General features: G+C 73.0%; 16 protein-coding genes, 1 tRNA gene and 1 pseudogene. 7 read left to right on the forward strand and 11 right to left on the reverse strand.

Going from position 1 to position 15,962, the window contains the following annotated elements; all coding sequences use genetic code 11:
• Positions 1–32: 32 nt before the first annotated feature.
• Both MOV08_RS08385 and MOV08_RS08390 read right to left on the reverse strand, forming a co-directional pair.
• On the reverse strand, positions 33–653 hold the full coding sequence (locus MOV08_RS08385; protein WP_039630696.1) for a TetR/AcrR family transcriptional regulator: 621 nt from the start codon (positions 651–653) through the stop codon (positions 33–35).
• 935 nt (positions 654–1,588) lie between these two features.
• The gene (locus tag MOV08_RS08390) at positions 1,589–1,927 is read right to left on the reverse strand and encodes a hypothetical protein (RefSeq protein WP_275306888.1); all 339 of its coding nucleotides are present in this window, start codon (positions 1,925–1,927) and stop codon (positions 1,589–1,591) included.
• A gap of 273 nt (positions 1,928–2,200) precedes the next feature.
• Here MOV08_RS08390 and MOV08_RS08395 point away from each other — a divergent pair, with 273 nt between their 5' ends.
• Complete coding sequence (locus MOV08_RS08395; RefSeq protein ID WP_203232529.1) at positions 2,201–2,377, forward strand: hypothetical protein; 177 nt, start codon at positions 2,201–2,203, stop codon at positions 2,375–2,377.
• Between the two features lie 38 nt (positions 2,378–2,415).
• Here the strand turns inward: MOV08_RS08395 and MOV08_RS44390 are convergent, their stop codons facing one another.
• Positions 2,416–2,724 (reverse strand): hypothetical protein, encoded by a 309-nt coding sequence (locus tag MOV08_RS44390; RefSeq protein WP_476718401.1) that lies wholly within the window; start codon positions 2,722–2,724, stop codon positions 2,416–2,418.
• 681 nt (positions 2,725–3,405) lie between these two features.
• Here MOV08_RS44390 and MOV08_RS08400 point away from each other — a divergent pair.
• Together MOV08_RS08400 and MOV08_RS08405 are read left to right on the forward strand one after the other, a co-directional pair.
• On the forward strand, positions 3,406–3,564 hold the full coding sequence (locus MOV08_RS08400; protein ID WP_275306889.1) for a hypothetical protein: 159 nt from the start codon (positions 3,406–3,408) through the stop codon (positions 3,562–3,564).
• A gap of 168 nt (positions 3,565–3,732) precedes the next feature.
• The gene (locus MOV08_RS08405) at positions 3,733–3,933 is read left to right on the forward strand and encodes a 7(1) septoil knot domain-containing protein (RefSeq protein ID WP_073448766.1); all 201 of its coding nucleotides are present in this window, start codon (positions 3,733–3,735) and stop codon (positions 3,931–3,933) included.
• A 149-nt stretch (positions 3,934–4,082) separates the two neighbouring features.
• On the opposite strand, the gene MOV08_RS08410 is transcribed toward MOV08_RS08405, so the two are convergent.
• From MOV08_RS08410 to MOV08_RS08420, 3 genes are all read right to left on the reverse strand, one after another.
• Positions 4,083–4,143 (reverse strand) — tRNA-Asn (locus MOV08_RS08410).
• A gap of 151 nt (positions 4,144–4,294) precedes the next feature.
• Positions 4,295–4,423: a hypothetical protein gene (locus MOV08_RS08415; protein ID WP_275306890.1), complete on the reverse strand. Its 129-nt coding sequence runs from the start codon at positions 4,421–4,423 to the stop codon at positions 4,295–4,297.
• Between the two features lie 7 nt (positions 4,424–4,430).
• Complete coding sequence (locus tag MOV08_RS08420) at positions 4,431–5,690, reverse strand: CapA family protein (protein WP_275306891.1); 1,260 nt, start codon at positions 5,688–5,690, stop codon at positions 4,431–4,433.
• Positions 5,691–6,027: 337 nt separating this feature from the next.
• On the opposite strand from MOV08_RS08420, the gene MOV08_RS08425 reads away from it, so the two are divergent.
• On the forward strand, positions 6,028–6,819 hold the full coding sequence (locus MOV08_RS08425; protein WP_275306892.1) for an alpha/beta fold hydrolase: 792 nt from the start codon (positions 6,028–6,030) through the stop codon (positions 6,817–6,819).
• A gap of 37 nt (positions 6,820–6,856) precedes the next feature.
• On the opposite strand, the gene MOV08_RS08430 is transcribed toward MOV08_RS08425, so the two are convergent.
• Complete coding sequence (locus MOV08_RS08430) at positions 6,857–8,944, reverse strand: restriction endonuclease (RefSeq protein WP_275306893.1); 2,088 nt, start codon at positions 8,942–8,944, stop codon at positions 6,857–6,859.
• 253 nt (positions 8,945–9,197) lie between these two features.
• Between MOV08_RS08430 and MOV08_RS43815 the strand changes: the two are divergent.
• Positions 9,198–9,344 (forward strand): annotated as a pseudogene (locus tag MOV08_RS43815) (triose-phosphate isomerase); the annotation flags it as partial.
• On the opposite strand, the gene MOV08_RS08440 reads toward MOV08_RS43815, so the two are convergent.
• Positions 9,326–10,297: a glycoside hydrolase family 88 protein gene (locus MOV08_RS08440; RefSeq protein ID WP_275306894.1), complete on the reverse strand. Its 972-nt coding sequence runs from the start codon at positions 10,295–10,297 to the stop codon at positions 9,326–9,328. The pseudogene MOV08_RS43815 and the gene MOV08_RS08440 overlap by 19 nt on opposite strands.
• A 49-nt stretch (positions 10,298–10,346) precedes the next feature.
• Positions 10,347–11,909, reverse strand: a complete 1,563-nt coding sequence (locus MOV08_RS08445) for an AMP-binding protein (RefSeq protein ID WP_275306895.1) — start codon at positions 11,907–11,909, stop codon at positions 10,347–10,349.
• A 162-nt stretch (positions 11,910–12,071) separates the two neighbouring features.
• Here MOV08_RS08445 and MOV08_RS08450 point away from each other — a divergent pair, with 162 nt between their 5' ends.
• A complete protein-coding gene (locus tag MOV08_RS08450; protein ID WP_039630712.1) occupies positions 12,072–12,647 on the forward strand; it encodes a TIGR03086 family metal-binding protein in 576 nt (191 codons plus the stop codon).
• A 275-nt stretch (positions 12,648–12,922) separates the two neighbouring features.
• Here the strand turns inward: MOV08_RS08450 and MOV08_RS08455 are convergent, their stop codons facing one another.
• Complete coding sequence (locus MOV08_RS08455) at positions 12,923–13,093, reverse strand: hypothetical protein (protein ID WP_159030818.1); 171 nt, start codon at positions 13,091–13,093, stop codon at positions 12,923–12,925.
• A 423-nt stretch (positions 13,094–13,516) separates the two neighbouring features.
• Here MOV08_RS08455 and MOV08_RS08460 point away from each other — a divergent pair, with 423 nt between their 5' ends.
• Complete coding sequence (locus MOV08_RS08460; protein ID WP_275306896.1) at positions 13,517–14,941, forward strand: lipase maturation factor family protein; 1,425 nt, start codon at positions 13,517–13,519, stop codon at positions 14,939–14,941.
• On the opposite strand, the gene MOV08_RS08465 is transcribed toward MOV08_RS08460, so the two are convergent.
• A complete protein-coding gene (locus MOV08_RS08465) occupies positions 14,835–15,923 on the reverse strand; it encodes a tetratricopeptide repeat protein (RefSeq protein ID WP_275311730.1) in 1,089 nt (362 codons plus the stop codon). The genes MOV08_RS08460 and MOV08_RS08465 overlap by 107 nt on opposite strands.
• Positions 15,924–15,962: the final 39 nt, after the last annotated feature.

A 15,962-nucleotide genomic window follows, 5' to 3' on the forward strand; every position in this document is an offset into this window, starting at 1 on the left:
GTCCGGCGGCGGGTGTGCGAAGGGAGCCGGGTTCAGTGCTCCAGCAGCAGTTGGAGGAGCTCCTCCACGAACCCGTCCAGCCGGCTGGTGTCCTTGCGGCTCGGCATGACCTGCCAGATCATGACCCGGCCGTGCACCGCCGACCACAGCAGATACGGCGCCTCGGCGCGCGAGCCGCGCACCCGCCAGCCGGCCTCCTCGCAGGCGGTCAGCGCGTGGTGCCAGCTGCGCACCAGCAGCCCGGCCGGGTGCCCGGCAAGCCGCTCGGGGCCGACCGGGGTCTGCCGGGTCTCGTAGAGCAGGCGGTAGTTCGCCGGGTGCTCTATGGCATAGCGGCAGTAGGCCCGCAGCTGGGCGCGCAGCCGGTCCACCGGGTCGGCGTCGTCGGCCTCCGCTGCGGCGTCGGCCATCGCGTGCGCCAGCCGCTCGTAGCTGATCTCCAGGGTCGCCCAGACCAGTTCGGTCTTGTCGGCGAAGTGCCGGTAGATGCTCGGCGCGGCGACCCCGGCCTCCCGGGCCACCGCGCGCAGCGACAGCGCGTCCTCGCTGCCGACCTCCTCCAGGAGGCGCTCGGTCGCCCGCAGCAGTTCCTCCCGCAGGCGCTCGCCCTGTCCGCGCGGGTTACGGGGCCGGACGGCCGCACTCTCGCTCACTGCCCTCCGGTCCTTTCCTGGCCTGGCCGATCCGGTCGTCGGCGGGGTCGGCACACTTCACCAGGGTTTCACACCCCGGCGGCGGACCGTACCGGAGGCGCACAGTCCGATCCGCCCGACCGCGCGCCGGCCCGCCCCCGCCCCGCCCGTCACCGCCCCCGCACCAGCCCGTCCACGCCGGCGCCCCGGCTCGACACCGCCCGGTCGATCTCCCCGGCCGATCTCCGCCCGGTCGGTCTCCGCCCGCACATCCCGGCACCTGCGGGCCCGGGTCCGGGCGCGAGACCGCACCCGCGGACCGGTCTCGGTGAGCAGCGGGACACACTCGACCCCGGCGACACTCGCGGACGGTCGTGGTCACCGGGTTACGGACGGTGACGGCGTCGCCCTTGGCGCCGGTGAAATCGAACCCGCCGTTGGTCCACACCAGGCGCGACAGGACCAGTTCGCACTCAAGAAGACCTGGCACAGCCGCTGCGATCTTCTCGGACTTCAGAAAGCTGTTAGCCATGCCCCCTCAGGGCAGGGGCCCCGGGCCATCACCCAGCGCAGCCAAGGGCTTTGGGCATGAACCCTTGGTTTTGGTGTTGCGTGAAGGCCCCAAGAACATGAGGTGGTGTTCCTGGGGGAGTTGGGGGCGTGCGGTACCAGCGTCAGAACCGCAAGCATCGAGCAAGGAAGCGAGAGATCGATTCAGCGCCACCCACAAAGAGGACCTTGGGCCTATCGGCACATGGCTGGGGAAAGTTGTCGCCAGATTAGCCAACAGCCTTACAACGAGGAGTAGTTAATGCGCCGCATCGCCTGCGTCATCGTCGGGACCATGGCACTCTTCGGGGTCCTCGTCACCCCGGCCCAAGCATCGACTGGCCCCATCGCCGATCACGCTCTCGCCCTCGTCGGCCATCTGTGGGGCGCCGTCGCTCCGACAAGCCTCACGGACAGCGCGGCACACGCGGCCCTCGAAGCCAGCAGGTGACGACGAGGCCCCCCAAGCCGTCTACGGGCGGGCGCGCGGGATGCTGCCGGACGGCCGGGGCGTCCGGCAGGTGGTAGCGGCGGGCCAGGCGCTCCCGGTGCAGTTCCGTCTCCAGCTCCGTGGCCCGGTCGGCCACGGCCTGGAACTGCTCCGGGATCCGGGCCGCCTTCAGCGCCTCTGCCGTCTCCCGTGCCTCGGTGCGGCGCTTCGCCGCCTCTGCCCGTACGGCCTTCAGCTCCGCTCGGAGCGCGTCGGCGCCCCGCTCCTGGCCGTCGCCGCGCTCCTCCGGCTGCACCGGCCCCTCGGGGCCGTTCGTCGTGTCGGCCGAGCTCGATGCGCTGTCGGCGGGATTCGGCCGGCCCGGAGGGTGATGGGAGGTCTCCGTGCAGGAACCTCTCCTCGGTGTCGTCAGGATTCGGTGTGCAGTCCGGCCCCAGGTGCCCGGGCCGGACAGTTAGGTGAAGCAACGGGGCCTGATTGGGTTAACTGCCTTGCGTAAACGGATCGAAGGACAGCTACCAGGGGACGTTCCCAGCACGTAGTTCCGCTTCGACCCTTGGAGATTTCCATGCGCATTCGCACTGCAATTGCTGCCGCAGCCCTGGTCGCGACAGCCGTACTCCATGGCGCAGGTGCGGCCGCCGCCGTCGCGCACAAGGCTCCCTCGACCCATTCCAAGCAGGTCGTCTCCTCTTCGGATGACGACGACGATGACGACGAGATCGGCCAGAGCGATGAAGACTGAGCACGTATGAGGGGCGAACGGCCGGCTCATGTGCCTGGCTAGTGCCCACCAGACGCCTCAACGTGGCGACGCCATGCCCTCCGGGCCTCAACTCCGGTCATTCCGCGGGTGAGTGCCTGCCATTGGCGGTCGTAGTCGCGGGCCTGAGGGGTCATGAAGTCATTGCGTAAGTAGACGAGGACCGTCTGGCAGTGACACCCGTTGTGATAGCGGGTCAGGTCCTCCCGGGCGACCGGAGGCCGCCGGTTCGCGCGGACCCGGCCGTCCGGGGAGCCCTCTGGCGTGCGCGGGCCGCCTCCGGCCGCCGTGGCCTGGGACGTGTGGATCGCACCCCGACTGGCGAGCATGGAGCAGAACGCACCCGGGTTGCCGTCGGTGATCCTCGATCCTCGCCCAGCCCACGACCCGCCGATCCTGACGCGACGCCTGGTCGATCAGGTCCCGGCCGGCCCGCAGAGTCTCGCGGTCGGCCGCTCCGGCGGAGGCCGGGCCGGCGGTTTTCCACCGCCTCCTCCAGCTCCTGGAGAAACCCGCCGCCGTCCAGCCGTCGTCCAACCGCCCGGCCCGGGCCTCGTCCGCGTCGGCCTGCTCCAGCCGCTGGCGGTATCGGCGCCATTCTGTCGCCAGCGTTCGACCGGCCGTCACCCGCCGACCGCCACTCGACGACGACAGCTGCACCGCAGGCGGGCGCTCGGCCGGAGCACCACCGCGCGGCCAGGACACCTCACCGGCAAGCGAAGTGAGCGCTGCCCTGCCGCAGTTCTTTCGGATGCCTTTCCACCGGCCTCCGTCCGGACACCGGCCTCCGCCGAGCCGCCGCACCCTCCGCGCTGGGCTTCCGCACGTGGTGCCAACCGCACAACGCTTGAAGGTTCGAGTCCGCCGGCAGGCGGGAACGGCGGTCACTGCTGTGCCAGGCCACTGATGCCCCCTTGGTAAACGGGCGGTCAAAATCTCCGGGGTCACGCACTCAACCTCCCCAAGAACTACCTGTTGTCCGCAGGGGCACGTGTAGTGCGATGTCAGGCATGGCACAGAAGCACGAACAGACGGCCAATCCCCAGGCACCTGCTTTCGAACTTCGATGCGGTGGCCTCCATGTGACCATTCAGCGCATCCCCGCATGGCTCATCACGCTCGCGACAGTGACCATTGGCAGTGGCGCCGCCTGGTGGACGAGCCGTTGAGGTAGGGCACCGACAGCCGGCCCGCTACGGCTCAGCCGAATCGGTAGTTCAGCAGGTTCGGCGACCCACTTGCCCCCCTCGGCATGCCAACAAGTCGCTCTGCCCTGCCAGTTGATCGGACGTATGGTCTTAGGCGGCGTTCATCAGGAACCAGTAAGGGACTTCGGCATGCCAAAGGTTTATATCGTCAACCGAGCCTGGGAAGCGGACGAGAAGGTCTACATCGTCAACCGCGCCTGGGATGCGAAGGAGAAGGTCTACATCGTCAACCGGGCCTGGGAAGCGGACAAGAAGGTTTATATCGTCAACCGGGCCTGGGAGGCAGACAAGAAGGTCTACATAGTCCAAAACGCTTGGGAAGCGAGCTGATCGCCCTAGCCGCGCATATCCCCCTATCCGGCCTCAGTCCCAGATGCCTGATCGTCGAGCACACGGGACGGGCGCCGGCTCGGCTGGAGCGGGATGAAGACGCGCCTGATCCACCTCCGCAGAGGACGCAAGTCACCCACAGGTGAAGCCCGCTGCCGGAATCGAACCAGCGGCCACCCGATCAACGATCGGGCACTCGCCCATTGAGCTACGGAGTCAGGTGCTCAACTCCCGCGCGGCATACCGGAAGACGCCGGGGCGTGGGAGGGGCTGAGGCGCCCGCTGTACTCGTGGGCGTCCTCCACGCAGTTGGTGTTCCAGCGCCGGCCCCTCCGCGAGTCGAGACCGTCACCGTCGAAGATCACACGCCGCTTGTCTGTGCGTTGTTGGTGGAGAGGTCGCGACGGGCGTCGCCCTCTCCCCGCACCTTGGGCTTGCGGGCGAGGATGTCCCGGAGCGGGCGATCGTTGGGTATTGCCGTGTTGTCCACTTTGCCGTTATCTGCCCATGAGCAATCCGGCCTTGCGCGCGCCCCTGCTCAGCACCGTGTGCCGGATGGTGTGGCGGATGGGCTTGAGGTCCGAGCGTCCGGTCTTGATCGCCTTGTTCACGTTGAGCACGCGGCCCGCCTCGGCGTCCCACCACAGCGGGACGAACTCGGCCTTGGTGATCTTCCAGCGATCGCCCGGAGTGGGCGGCGGGGTGAACGTGAACCGGGCGGCAGCGCTCATCCTTCCGTTCTCGTCGTGATGGGTGCCTCCGATGAGGTCGCCCAGCCCGTAGGCGACCCATGTGCCGCTGCCGCGCGTGTCAGCCTGTGGTTGTCGGCCGTCCGGTGTCCGGGCGACCCGGGCGCCGGGCAGCCTCTCGAACGGCTGTGGGGTGTGTGCGTGGCTGCCGACGATCAGGTCGATGTCAGGGCGGCCGGCGGTGCGGGCGGCGGTCAGGACGCGGGCGAGCCGGCGCTGGCGGGCGTCGGGGGCGGTGCGGTACTCGGTGCCCCAGTAGAGGCTGACGGCCACCACGTCGGCGCCGGCCCGGCGGGCCGCCCGGGCGTCGGCGAGGATCCGCCGGGGGGCGATGCGGTTGACCGCCCACGGCGCGAGCCGCGGGGGCCGGGCGTCGTCGGTGCCGTAGGTGTAGGCGAGGTGTGCCACCAGGGCACCGCCGGGGGTGCGCAGCAGGGCCGGGCGGGCGGCCTCGGCGGCGTCCCGGGCCGTACCGGTGTGCCGCAGGCCGACCGTGTCCAGTACCTCAAGGGTCCGGCGCACCCCTTCGCCGCCCCGGTCGAGGGCATGGTCGGAGGCGGTGGCGCAGGAGTCGAAGCCGGTGGCCTTGAGCGCGGTGGCCACCTGCGGCGGAGCCTGGAGTTCCGGGTAGCCGGTGAACGGGCCGTCCAGCGGGCCGAGCGGCGCCTCCAGGTGACACAGCGCCACATCGGCGGCGCCGACGACGGGGGCGACGCCCCGGAGCATCGGCCGGAAGTCGTAGCCGCCGTCCACCGGCGCGTCGTCCTGTGCCGTGCCGAGCGCCTCGGGGTGGGCGGGGATGACGTCGCCGGTGGCGACCAGGGTGAACGGTCGGGCCGGGTCGGCGGCAGGGGAACGAGCGCCGGCGCGGCGGTGCGGCGCGAGGGCGCGGTGTGCGGGATGCGAAGGGGCCGATGGGGTTGCGGACGGGTCGTCCGGCCGGGCGCCGCAGCCGACGGCCAGCGTGATCAGCAGAACGACCGCCGCATACCGAGTTAACGCGCTCATATCCGACAGATACCAGGCCCCCCGCGCGGGAAAATGACCGCGTGCGGTGATGTCCGGCGGTGTCCCTCGGACGGCCGACCCGGCGCCCGCGGCCGGCCGCCCGGCCGACCACCGGATGCTCCCCGTCGCGCCGCCGCACCGTCGGCCGCCGACCGCGCGCCCGCCCGGACGGCTTCCGACCGCCACGACCGCCACAATTCCCCGGTCCCCCGCATCCGTTGTCCGCACGTCGACAGCAACACAGGCCCTTCGCCGACCTGTTGACGGGTGATCCGCCCGGACACGCCCGGGGTCCGTCCGACCATGACCCATCGGACAGGCCCTAGGGTGGGCCGGTATGGACGAGGAGCCGCTTCATGTGACGGTGTGGGACGAGGGGCCGACCGGTGCGCCGCGGGCGCTGCTGGTGCACGGCACGATGACCTGGGGCACCGAGTGCTTCGCCGGGCAACGACCGCTGGCCGGGATGTTCCGCCTGGAGCTGATGGACCGGCGCGGCTTCGGCGACAGCCCCGACATCGAGCGCAGCGACTACGCGGTGGACGCCGAGGACATCGGCTGGCTGCTCGGCGACGGGGCCCACCTGGTGGGGTACTCCTACGGCGCGGCGGGCGCGATGCTGGCCGCCGCGGCGCGTCCGGAGGCCGTCCGGTCGCTCACCCTGATCGAGCCGTCGCCGCTGCGCACCGCGGCCGCGCACCCGGTCGTGCGGGCGGCGGTGGAGCGGATCCGGACGGCGTTCGCGAGCGCCGAGGGGGCCGGGGAGATGAGCGCGGAGGAGTATCTGCGGCAGTCCACCGAGGCGTACGGGATGCGGCTGCCGGAGAGCACGCCGCACCTGCTGCGGGCGGTCCGGTCGGCGATGCGGGAGCGGCCGGTCTGGGACGCGCAGATCCCCCTGGCGCCACTGGCCCGGGCGCAGATCCCCAAGACCGTCGTCAACGGGACGTGGGAGACCGCGCACCCCGACTACCGGGCGTTCGTGGGCGACGCGCTGGCCGCGTGCGGGGAGTACCTCGCCGACATGATCGGTGCCCGGCACGTGCGGGTGCCGGGCACCGATCACGCGCCGCACCAGGACCGGCCCGAGGTGGTCAACGACGTCCTCGCCCGGCTGTGGCAGAGCTGACCGGGCCGGCGCTCCCCGGCGCGGCGTCGGCCCGGACTCACGCCACCTCGATCCCGAAGTCGCCCACCAGCGCGGCCAGCCCGCCGGGGTAGCCCTTGCCGCCGAGGACGAAGTCCCAGTCGCCGCCGGCGCGGCGGCGGAACGCGCCGAGCACCAGCGCCCGCTCGCCGGGCCGGCCGTCGGAGACCGGCAGCCGGTCGAGTTCGGTGCCGGCGGCGTCCAGTAGGCGGATCCGGGCGTCGGTGAAGCCGGTGAGGTCGCCGTCCGGGTCGGTCTCCGGGTCCACGGCGGCGACCAGGACCAGCCGGTCGGCGTCCGGCGGCAGGTCCTCGAAGCGCACCCGCAGGGCGGCGCGGTCCTCGATCACGCCGGCCAGCATCCGCACCGAACCGTCCGGCGTGGCCGGGTTGTTGAAGAAGACGAAGTGGTCGTCGTCGAGCACGGTGGTGCCCTCGCAGACCAGGGCGCAGACGTCGAGGGCGGCCGGGCCGGACCAGTTCATGGCGAGGGTGGTGTGGTCCGGGGCCGGCTCGGCGGGCTCCGGGGTGTCGGGGCCGGCGTCGCCGGGGCCGAGGCGGCCGCGCAGCCCGTGCCGGCCGAGCAGGTCGACGAGTTCGGGTCCGGCGATGAGGGTGAGCGGTTTGCCCTGGGCGAAGCCGTGCGCGCCGGGCCCGAAGTGGGAGGTCGTCACCAGCACGCCCTTGTTGGCGCCCTCGGACTGGACGGTGCCGTAGAGGTCGCGGACGGCGGACGGCGGGACGGTGTTGCGGTAGCGCTTGACCTGCACGACGATCTTGCCGCCGCGGATCGGGTCGGGGTCCAGGGCGTCCACGTCGATCCCGCCGTCGCCGGACCGCTGGGTGGTGACCGCCCGCATCCCCATCGCGCGGAACAGCTCGGCGATCAGCTGCTCGAAGGCGAGCGGGTCCATCTCCAGGAGGTCGGGGACGCCGTCGGTGCCGTGGGAGACCACCGCGCCGCCGGCGATGTCGTCCGGCCGCCGCCCGGGGCGGACCGGGGTGCGCTGGTCGGGGCGGGCGGAGAGCTGGCCGCGGAGTCCGTCGGTGAGGCAGTCGAGGGCGCTGACCTGGTCCAGGCGGTAGGACTCGACGGCGCTGCGGGGGGCCAGGACGGTGGCCAGGAAGATCGTGGCGGGGCGGCCGGTGACCGGGTCCACGTCGTCGACGAAGCCGTTGAGCGCCACCGAGTCCAGGGCGCCGTGGGTGTCGGCGGCGAAGAGGTCGCGCAGCACCAGCAGGACGCCCTGGGCGAGCACCTCGCGGTAGAGCGCCCGGCGTTGGGCGGCCGGGCGGGCGGTCTCCCGCTCCTCGTCGGCGGTGGGCAGGTAGCGGACCGCCTTGACCTCGGGGACGACGTCGTAGCCCGGCAGTTCCCAGTCGAGGACGAGCTGGCGGGCGGCGGTGTCGTAGCCGGCGCTGAGCTGGCGCGGGAAGCCCTCGGGCCAGGACGTGCCGGAGTACAGGGCGGCGGAGAAGTACTCCACGACGGCGTCCGCGTCGCCGGCGCGCAGGCCCGCGACGAGTTCCTCGACGCCGGCGTTGTGCCGGCGGATCTCCGCCAGGGCGCCGGCCGCCCATTGGTCGTACTGCTGTTGGTAGGCGGTCAGTTGGGCCTGTCGCCGGGCCTCGGCGGCCTGGGCCGTGTACCAGTCCTGCTCGAAGCGGGCGCGGGCCTCCTGCCGGTCGCGGTCGCGGCGGGCGCCGGAGCGCAGGCCGCCGGTGGGCACCTGGTAGCGGGCCGGGTCGGGCATGGCCACCGGGGCGGCCAGCGCGCCGGGGGCGAACGGTTCGACGCGTTCGGGGCGGAGCAGGGCGGCGGGGGTGAAGGCGGGGGCCCGGCAGCCGTCGGCGAGCAGGCCGGTCAGGGCGGCGACGCGGGCGTCGAGTTCCTCGGTGCGGCGGCGGGCGTCGGCCTCGCGCTGCCGGCGGTAGGCGGTCTGCCGCTCGCGGTGCATGCGGGCCATGGCGCGCTCGGCGGCGCGGGCCTGCCGCTCCTGTTCCCGCTGCTGTTGCAGCCGGGCGCGGTGTGCGGCCTCCGCCTGGCGCTGCTGCTGGCGCTGTGCCTCGGCCCAGATGCCGAGTAATCCCTGGGAACGGCGGCTCATCTGACGGTTCGTCCTCCCCCCGGGGCGGCGCCCCCGGTACCCGCGGCAGCGTGGCGTCTGTGCCGGTCTGCCCTGGTCTGCAGTGGTGAGGCGACTTTAGCGGGGGGTGCCCGGCGGCGATCAGGGGGTGACCGGGCCATGGTCCGGACTCGGGGACCGGCCGGCGTCCGATGCCCCCACCTCCACAGAAATCACAGAGGAGACGCTGATCCAGGTCCGGGCCGCGCTGGCGGGCGCCGCACCGGGCAGCGAGGTGATCGTCGCCTACGAGCCGGTCCGGGCGATCGGCGCCCGCGCACCGGCGCCCGCCGGGCACGTCCGCGCGGTGGCCACGGCGGTCCGCGGCGCGCTGCACGACCACGACGTGCGCGGCCGGCTGATCTACGGCGGGACCGCGGGCCCCGGCACCCACGGCGAGCCGGCCGGTGCCGTCGACGGGCTGTTGCCCAGCGCGGCCAGTTCCGTGCCGGCCAGCAGGAACGCCCCGACGCCGAAGTCGGCGGTGCTGTCGTAGGTGACCGGCTGGCTCGACTCCGGCCGGTCGCCGACGTTCTGGACGTACCCGAGGAAGCCGTCGGGGTGCACGGCGGTGGCCGCCATCGCCGCCCAGGCGCGGGCGGCCACCGGCAGGTAGTCGCCGCGCGGGACGACCCCGGAGCGGATCGCGGCGGCCATGGCGAAGGTGAAGAACGCGGTGCCGCTGGTCTCCGGGCCGGGCAGGTGGCCGGGGTCGGCGAGGTTGACGTTCCAGAAGCCGTCCGGTCGCTGGGCGGTGCGCAGCGCGGCCAGTTGCGCGGCCAGGGTCCGGCGGTAGCCGGCCGTCGGCCCGAAGGTGTCCGGCAGCACCGCCAGCACCTTGGCGTGCGCCGCCGCCACCCAGCCGTTGCCGCGCGACCACAGCACCGGTCTGCCGTCCGGGGAGGTGATCCCGCCGGGCAGGAAGCGCTGGTCGCGGTACCAGAGTCCGCTGCCGGCGTCGCGCAGTCCGGGTCCGCCCTCGGCGTCCCGGGTGTGGCGGTAGAAGGCGTCCATCGCGTCCCAGTAGGAGCGGTCGGCGCGCAGCGCGCCGAGCCGGGCGAACGACGGCATCGCCATGTGCAGCGCGTCGTCCCACCACCAGTCGTCGTGCCGTTGCGCCGCCCCGTCGGTCATCCGCCGCACGGACTCCTCGATGGCGGCCGGTTTCGCCGGGTCGGGCGCGGGGTCCACCGCACGGATCCGGGACGGCCCGCCGAGCGCGACCGGGTCCTCGCCCGCGCCGCCGAGGCCGCCCCGGGCCGGGCCGCCTACCGGGCGAGGACCCGCCGCACCGTCCCGGTGGTGGCGCCGGGCCAGAGCGTCTCCCTCGCGCATGACGCCTACCGGCGTGAAATCGCCACCGGTAGGCGGGAGTTGACCGGAGTCATATCCGGCGGCCGTGCCCCTCCCAGTACGGGTCCCGCAGCTGCCGCTTGAACAGCTTCCCCGACTCGTCCCGGGGCAGCCGCCGCTCGAACACCACGGTCCGGGGCACCTTGTACCTGGCGAGCCGTTCGGCGACATGGGCGCGGACCGCGGCGGCGGTGAGCCGCACCCCGGGGTCGGTCTCCAGGTGCGCGGCGAGGGCCTCGCCGAACTCCTCGTCGGGGATGCCGAACACCGCCGCGTCGTGCACCCCGTCCAGGGCGAGCAGGCAGCCCTCGATCTCCGCCGGGTAGATGTTGACGCCGCCGGAGATCACCAGGTCGTTCCGGCGGTCGCTGAGGTAGAGGTAGCCGTCCTCGTCGAGGTGGCCGATGTCGCCGAGGGTGACGTATCCCGGCCGGCCCGGCGCCTCCATGGCGGCGCGTTTGCCGGGGTCGCCGAGGTAGCTGAAGCGCGGCCAGTTCTCGGCGGGCCGGACGTAGATCTCGCCCGTGGCGCCGGCCGGCAGCGGCGCGCCGTCGGGCCCGAGGACGGTGACCGCGCAGGTGCCCTGGGCGCGCCCGACGGTGCCGGGGTGGGACAGCCACTCCGCGCTGTCGCACCAGGTCACCGCGCCGGTCTCGCTGCCGCCGTAGTACTCGCGCAGCACCGGTCCCAGCCAGTCGATCATGGCGTGTTTGATGTGCGGCGGGCAGGGCGCGGCGGCATGCACCACCGAGCTGAGCGAGGACAGGTCGTAGCGCTCGCGGACGTCCTTGGGCAGCCGCAGCAGCCGGACGAACATGGTGGGGACCACCTGCGCCTGCTCGATGCGGTGCCGTTCGACCAGCCGCAGGAACTCCTCCGCGTCGAAGCGCGGCATCAGCGTGATGTCCAGGCCGGCCGCCAGCGCCAGCACCGCGTGCTGGCTGGGCGAGGCGTGGTAGAGCGGGGCGGGGATCAGGGTGCGGCCGCCCGGGGCGACCGCGAAGTACTCCAGAAAGCTCGTCACGGCCTCGGCGAGCCGGTCCGGGCCGACCGGTTCGCGCAGAACCCCCTTGGGCCGTCCGGTCGTTCCGGAGCTGTAGATGACGGTGGGCGGACGGGCCTCGGCGGGCCGGGCCAGCGGCGGCCGGTCGGCCAGCCAGTCGTCGAGGACGGGGTACCGGCCGGTGACCGGTGGGGCGGTGGTGCCGCAGGCCGCCGCCACGCCGGGCGGCACGGCGACCTCGACGACCCGCACCCCCTCGGGGAGGACGGCGGTCACCGCGTCCAGCAGGTCGGTGTGGGCGAAGACCACCGCGCTGCCGCTGTCGGTGAGCACATGGCGCAGGTCGTCCTGGCGGAAGTGCCAGTTGACGGGGACTGCGGCGGCGCCGAGCTGGGCGGCGGCGGTGGTGATCTCCAGATGGGCGGGCTCGTTGCGGAGCACCACGGCGACCCGGTCGCCGGGGGTGACTCCCCATGCGGCCAGGCCCGTTGCGATCCGTGCGGCGCGGTCGAGGAACTCCGGATAGCCGCGGGCCTGTCCGGCGCAGCGGATGGCGGGGGCGCCGGCGGCGGGCGGTGCGACGGATTCCATGGTGCCTCCAGAGGGAGCGGCCAGGACCGGCGCACACCGGTCCGGCTCATTGAAGCGCCAACCGCCGGGCGACCACCAGAGCGCACCGCGCCATCCCCGTCGGGTGCTCCGATCGCCCCGTACAGGGGGCCGTCCCCGGTGGCCGCTCCTATCCTCGGGACCATGGGCAACAACGACATCCTGGGCACCCACGGCGAGGCGCTGAAGCTCTTCGGCGACCGGGTCCACGCCGTCCGGGAGGACCAGTGGGAGGCGCCCACCCCGTGCGCGCAATGGTCGGTTTTCGACCTGGTCAACCACCTGACCGCAGAGCAGCTGTGGGTGCCCCGCCTGGTGCGGGACGGGTCCACGATCGCCGCGGTGGACGGGGACTTCGACGGCGACCAGCTCGGCGAGGACCCGGTCGGCGCCTGGGACCGGGCGTCGGCGGCGGCGATGGCGGCGTTCGCCGAGCCGGGCGCCCTGCACCGGTCGGTCCACCTCTCCTACGGCACCACGCCGGCCGACGCGTACTGCACGCAGCTGACGGCCGACGCCGTGGTGCACACCTGGGACCTGTCCCGGGCGATCGGCGCGGACGAACGGCTGCCGCAGCGCCTGGTGTCCGCGGCGCTGCGCGAGGTGGAGCCGTACGCCGACGTGTTGGAGGGGTCGGGGCTGTTCGCCGCGCCGGTGGAGCCCCCGGCGGACGCGGACGACCTGACCCGGCTGCTGTGCCTGCTCGGTCGCCGGCCCTAGGGCCTGTCGTCAAACTCCCGTCGTTCGCCCGGAGGGCGGGCCTCGCGGCGTCTGGTGCGTACGATCTCAAGGCGGAGGGTCATCCCGGTACCGGGCGTACCGGGATGAGCCCGACAACGCAGCATGGGGGTCCCCCCGCGCCCTTAAGGCGTGGGGGAGTGCGTGCCAGGCGTCGCGAGGCAGGCGGGAGTTTGACGACAGGCCCTAAGGGGCGGAGCAGGGGCCGGCCCCGTCCCCGCGGAGGGGGTCGGGGCCGGCGGACACCCGCGGTCGGGTCAGTCGATGCCGCGGACGATATGGGGTTCGACGGGATCCTCTTCGCAGCCGGCCAGACGGACCGGAGCACAGCGGTCCCAGGCTTCGAGATTGCGGACTTCCTTGATACGCCCGGGGCGCTCGCCCTGCTTCAGACGGGGCTGCTTGTGTTGAGCCTTGTGCAATGCCACCACGCACTCCTTCATCGAGGTATTGGTTCCGACGCGGTGGCGCCTTGTTCACAAACCGGGAGGTCGGCCAGGGTTTGTGGCGTTCCCGCGACGGGCCAATGGTGTTGGCGTCTCCCAGGAGGGTCGTCCGTCGCCCTCCAGAATATCGACGCGGCTCGTCGGCCGCTCGACTTTTTCCGGTGAAATCGGCACGTCTCGGCGCGGCGGGAATCCCGCCCGGCACCACCACGGCCCCGGGGCGCCCCGGACACGCTGCGTCATTCACCCGGACGGCCGTCAGCCCCTCTTCCGCGCCGCGTTCCCGGCGCCCCGGTTGCCGGGGTCGGGGGCCTGCGTAGCGTGGAAAGGTAGGGCGTATGCGCGAGGGCGCCCTCCCGCGTGCCGTGTCCCGGCGCCGGTGGCCGCGGTGCTACCCATGGGCGCGTGGAATGGTTCTCGGATCCCGGCTCCTGGCTGGGGCGGCTGGTCTTCCAGCGTCTGCTGGCGGTGCTCTACCTGGTCGCGTTCGTCTCCGCGGCCCGACAGTTCCGGGCTCTGCTGGGGTCCCGGGGGATGCTGCCGATCCCGGACTTCACGGCGCGGGTGCCGTTCCGGCTGTCCCCGTCGGTCTTCCAGCTGTGCTACTCGGACCGCTTCTTCGCGGGCTGGGCCTGGAGCGGGGCGGCGCTGGCGGCGGCGGTCGCGGCCGGGGCGGCGGACGCGGTGCCGCTGTGGGCGGCGATGTCGATATGGGCCGTGCTGTGGGCGATGTACGTGTCCATCGTCAACGTCGGGCAGACCTGGTACGGGTTCGGGTGGGAGACGCTGCTGCTGGAGGCGGGGGTGCTGGCGGTGTTCCTCGGCAACGCCGACACCGCTCCCCCGGTGCTGATCATGTGGCTGCTGCGGTGGCTGCTCTTCCGGGTGGAGTTCGGCGCCGGACTGATCAAGATGCGCGGGGACCGCTGCTGGCGCGATCTGACCTGCCTCTACTACCACCACGAGACCCAGCCGATGCCGGGCCCGCTCAGCTGGTTCTTCCACCACCTGCCGAAGCCGTTGCATCGGGTCGAGACGGCCGCCAACCACGTCGCCCAACTCCTCCTGCCGATCCTGCTGTTCACCCCGCAGCCGGTGGCCGGGTGGGCGGCCCTCGGGATGGTCGCCACCCAGCTGTGGCTGGTGCTGTCCGGCAACTTCGCCTGGCTGAACTGGATCACCATCGCGCTGGCCCTGTCGGCCGCCGCCCCGCTGTGGGCCGGTCCCCCGGCGGCGCCGGGTGCCCCGCCGGTGTGGTTCGAGGCGGTGGTGGGCGCCGCCGCGGTCGGCGTCCTCGCGCTCAGCTACCGTCCGGCGCGCAACCTGGTCTCCCGGGGCCAGCTGATGAACACCTCCTACGAGCCGCTGCACCTGGTCAACTCCTACGGCGCGTTCGGCAGCATCACCCGGGTCCGCCGGGAGATCGTCGTCGAGGGCACCGAGGACGAGGTCTCCGGCCCCGGGACGACCTGGCACGCCTACGAGTTCCACGGCAAGCCGGGTGAACTGCGGCGTCTGCCGCGCCAGTTCGCTCCCTTTCACCTTCGGTTGGACTGGCTGATGTGGTTCGCGGCGCTCTCGCCGGCGTACGCCCGGGCGTGGTTCCTGCCGTTCGTGGCGCGGCTGCTGGAGAACGACCGGGACACCCTGCGGCTGCTGCGCCGCAATCCGTTCCCCGATCTGCCGCCGGCCCGGGTGCGGGCCAGGGTCTTCCGCTACCGCTTCACGACCTGGCGGGAACTGCGGGAGAGCGGAGAGTGGTGGCACCGGACCGCGGAGCGGGAGTTCCTGCCGCCGGTGTCGCGGTCAGCTCTGTACGGAAGGCGATGACCATCTCGCGGGCGTGCCGCAGCCCGATCCGGGCGAAGTCCCGCTCCAGCAGGTCGAGTTCGGCCAGGGTCCGGGCGCGGTCCCGGCCCAGCCGGGCGCGGGACTTGGCCAGGCCCAGCCGGGAGAGCGCCTCGCCGCGCGGCTCCCCCATCGCGCGGAACTCGTGCAGCGCGCCGGTATAGGTGTCGCGGGCCTCGGCGTAGCGGCCGGCGCGGTAGAGGACGTTGCCGCGCATCTTGTGGTTGTAGGCGAGCGCGCCGGCCAGGTCCATGGTGCGGCAGATGACCTCCGCCTCGGACAGCAGGGCCAGCGCCCGGTCCGGCTCGCCGCGGACGGACAGCACGTCGGCCACCCCGCGCAGCGACCAGGCCCGGCCACGGAAGTCGTCGGCCTCGGCGGCTATCCGCGCGGACTCCTCGAACAGCTCCAGGGCCTTGCGGTGTTCGCCGGTGTTGCGGTGCATCTGGGCGATGCCGGACATCGCCCAGACCATGTGCCGGGCCTCGCCGTGCGCCCTGGCCTGGTCCAGGAGTTGCTGGTGCAGCTCGGCGACCGCGGCGTAGTCGCCCTGGATGCGGCCGGTCTCGGCGAGGCCGGCGAGGGAGTAGCCGTGGGCCAGGCGGTCGCCGCCGGTCTCGGCCAGCGCCACCGCGTGGCCGAGCAGCCGCCGGGCCAGCGCCAGGGTGCCGCACTGGCGGGCCAGGGTGCCGCCGCTCCACAGTGCCCAGGCCATGGCGGCCGGGTCGCCGGCGGTCCGGGCGCTGCGGTAGGCGGCCCGCCAGGCGGCGCCCGCGGCGTCCGCCCGGCCCAGTCGCCGGTTGGCCTCGGCGACGGCCAGCTGGGCTCTGGACCGGGCGAGCGCGGTGTCCGCGTCGGCGAGTGTCCGGTGCGCCGTGGCCAGCACCTCTTCGTAGGAGGAGTTCACGCTCAGCGCCGAGCCCAGTTCGCCCTGGTACTCCGGGGCGAATGCCTTGCCGTACATCAGATCCATGGCCTCTCGATCATTCGTTTGCCTTGCTCA

The organism is Streptomyces yunnanensis, assembly GCF_029011865.1.
In the GTDB taxonomy this organism is placed as follows: domain Bacteria; phylum Actinomycetota; class Actinomycetes; order Streptomycetales; family Streptomycetaceae; genus Streptomyces; species Streptomyces yunnanensis.

Excerpts from the sequence above, each read along its gene's own strand:
- MOV08_RS08395 (WP_203232529.1), top strand. The coding sequence starts at position 2,201 with ATGCGCATTCGCACTGCAATTGCTGCCGCAGCCCTGGTCGCGACAGCC.
- MOV08_RS44390 (WP_476718401.1), bottom strand. The coding sequence starts at position 2,724 with ATGCTCGCCAGTCGGGGTGCGATCCACACGTCCCAGGCCACGGCGGCC.
- MOV08_RS08400 (WP_275306889.1), top strand. The coding sequence starts at position 3,406 with ATGGCACAGAAGCACGAACAGACGGCCAATCCCCAGGCACCTGCTTTC.
- MOV08_RS08405 (WP_073448766.1), top strand. The coding sequence starts at position 3,733 with ATGCCAAAGGTTTATATCGTCAACCGAGCCTGGGAAGCGGACGAGAAG.
- MOV08_RS08420 (WP_275306891.1), bottom strand. The coding sequence starts at position 5,690 with ATGAGCGCGTTAACTCGGTATGCGGCGGTCGTTCTGCTGATCACGCTG.
- MOV08_RS08425 (WP_275306892.1), top strand. The coding sequence starts at position 6,028 with ATGGACGAGGAGCCGCTTCATGTGACGGTGTGGGACGAGGGGCCGACC.
- MOV08_RS08430 (WP_275306893.1), bottom strand. The coding sequence starts at position 8,944 with ATGAGCCGCCGTTCCCAGGGATTACTCGGCATCTGGGCCGAGGCACAG.
- MOV08_RS08440 (WP_275306894.1), bottom strand. The coding sequence starts at position 10,297 with ATGCGCGAGGGAGACGCTCTGGCCCGGCGCCACCACCGGGACGGTGCG.
- MOV08_RS08445 (WP_275306895.1), bottom strand. The coding sequence starts at position 11,909 with ATGGAATCCGTCGCACCGCCCGCCGCCGGCGCCCCCGCCATCCGCTGC.
- MOV08_RS08450 (WP_039630712.1), top strand. The coding sequence starts at position 12,072 with ATGGGCAACAACGACATCCTGGGCACCCACGGCGAGGCGCTGAAGCTC.
- MOV08_RS08465 (WP_275311730.1), bottom strand. The coding sequence starts at position 15,923 with ATGTACGGCAAGGCATTCGCCCCGGAGTACCAGGGCGAACTGGGCTCG.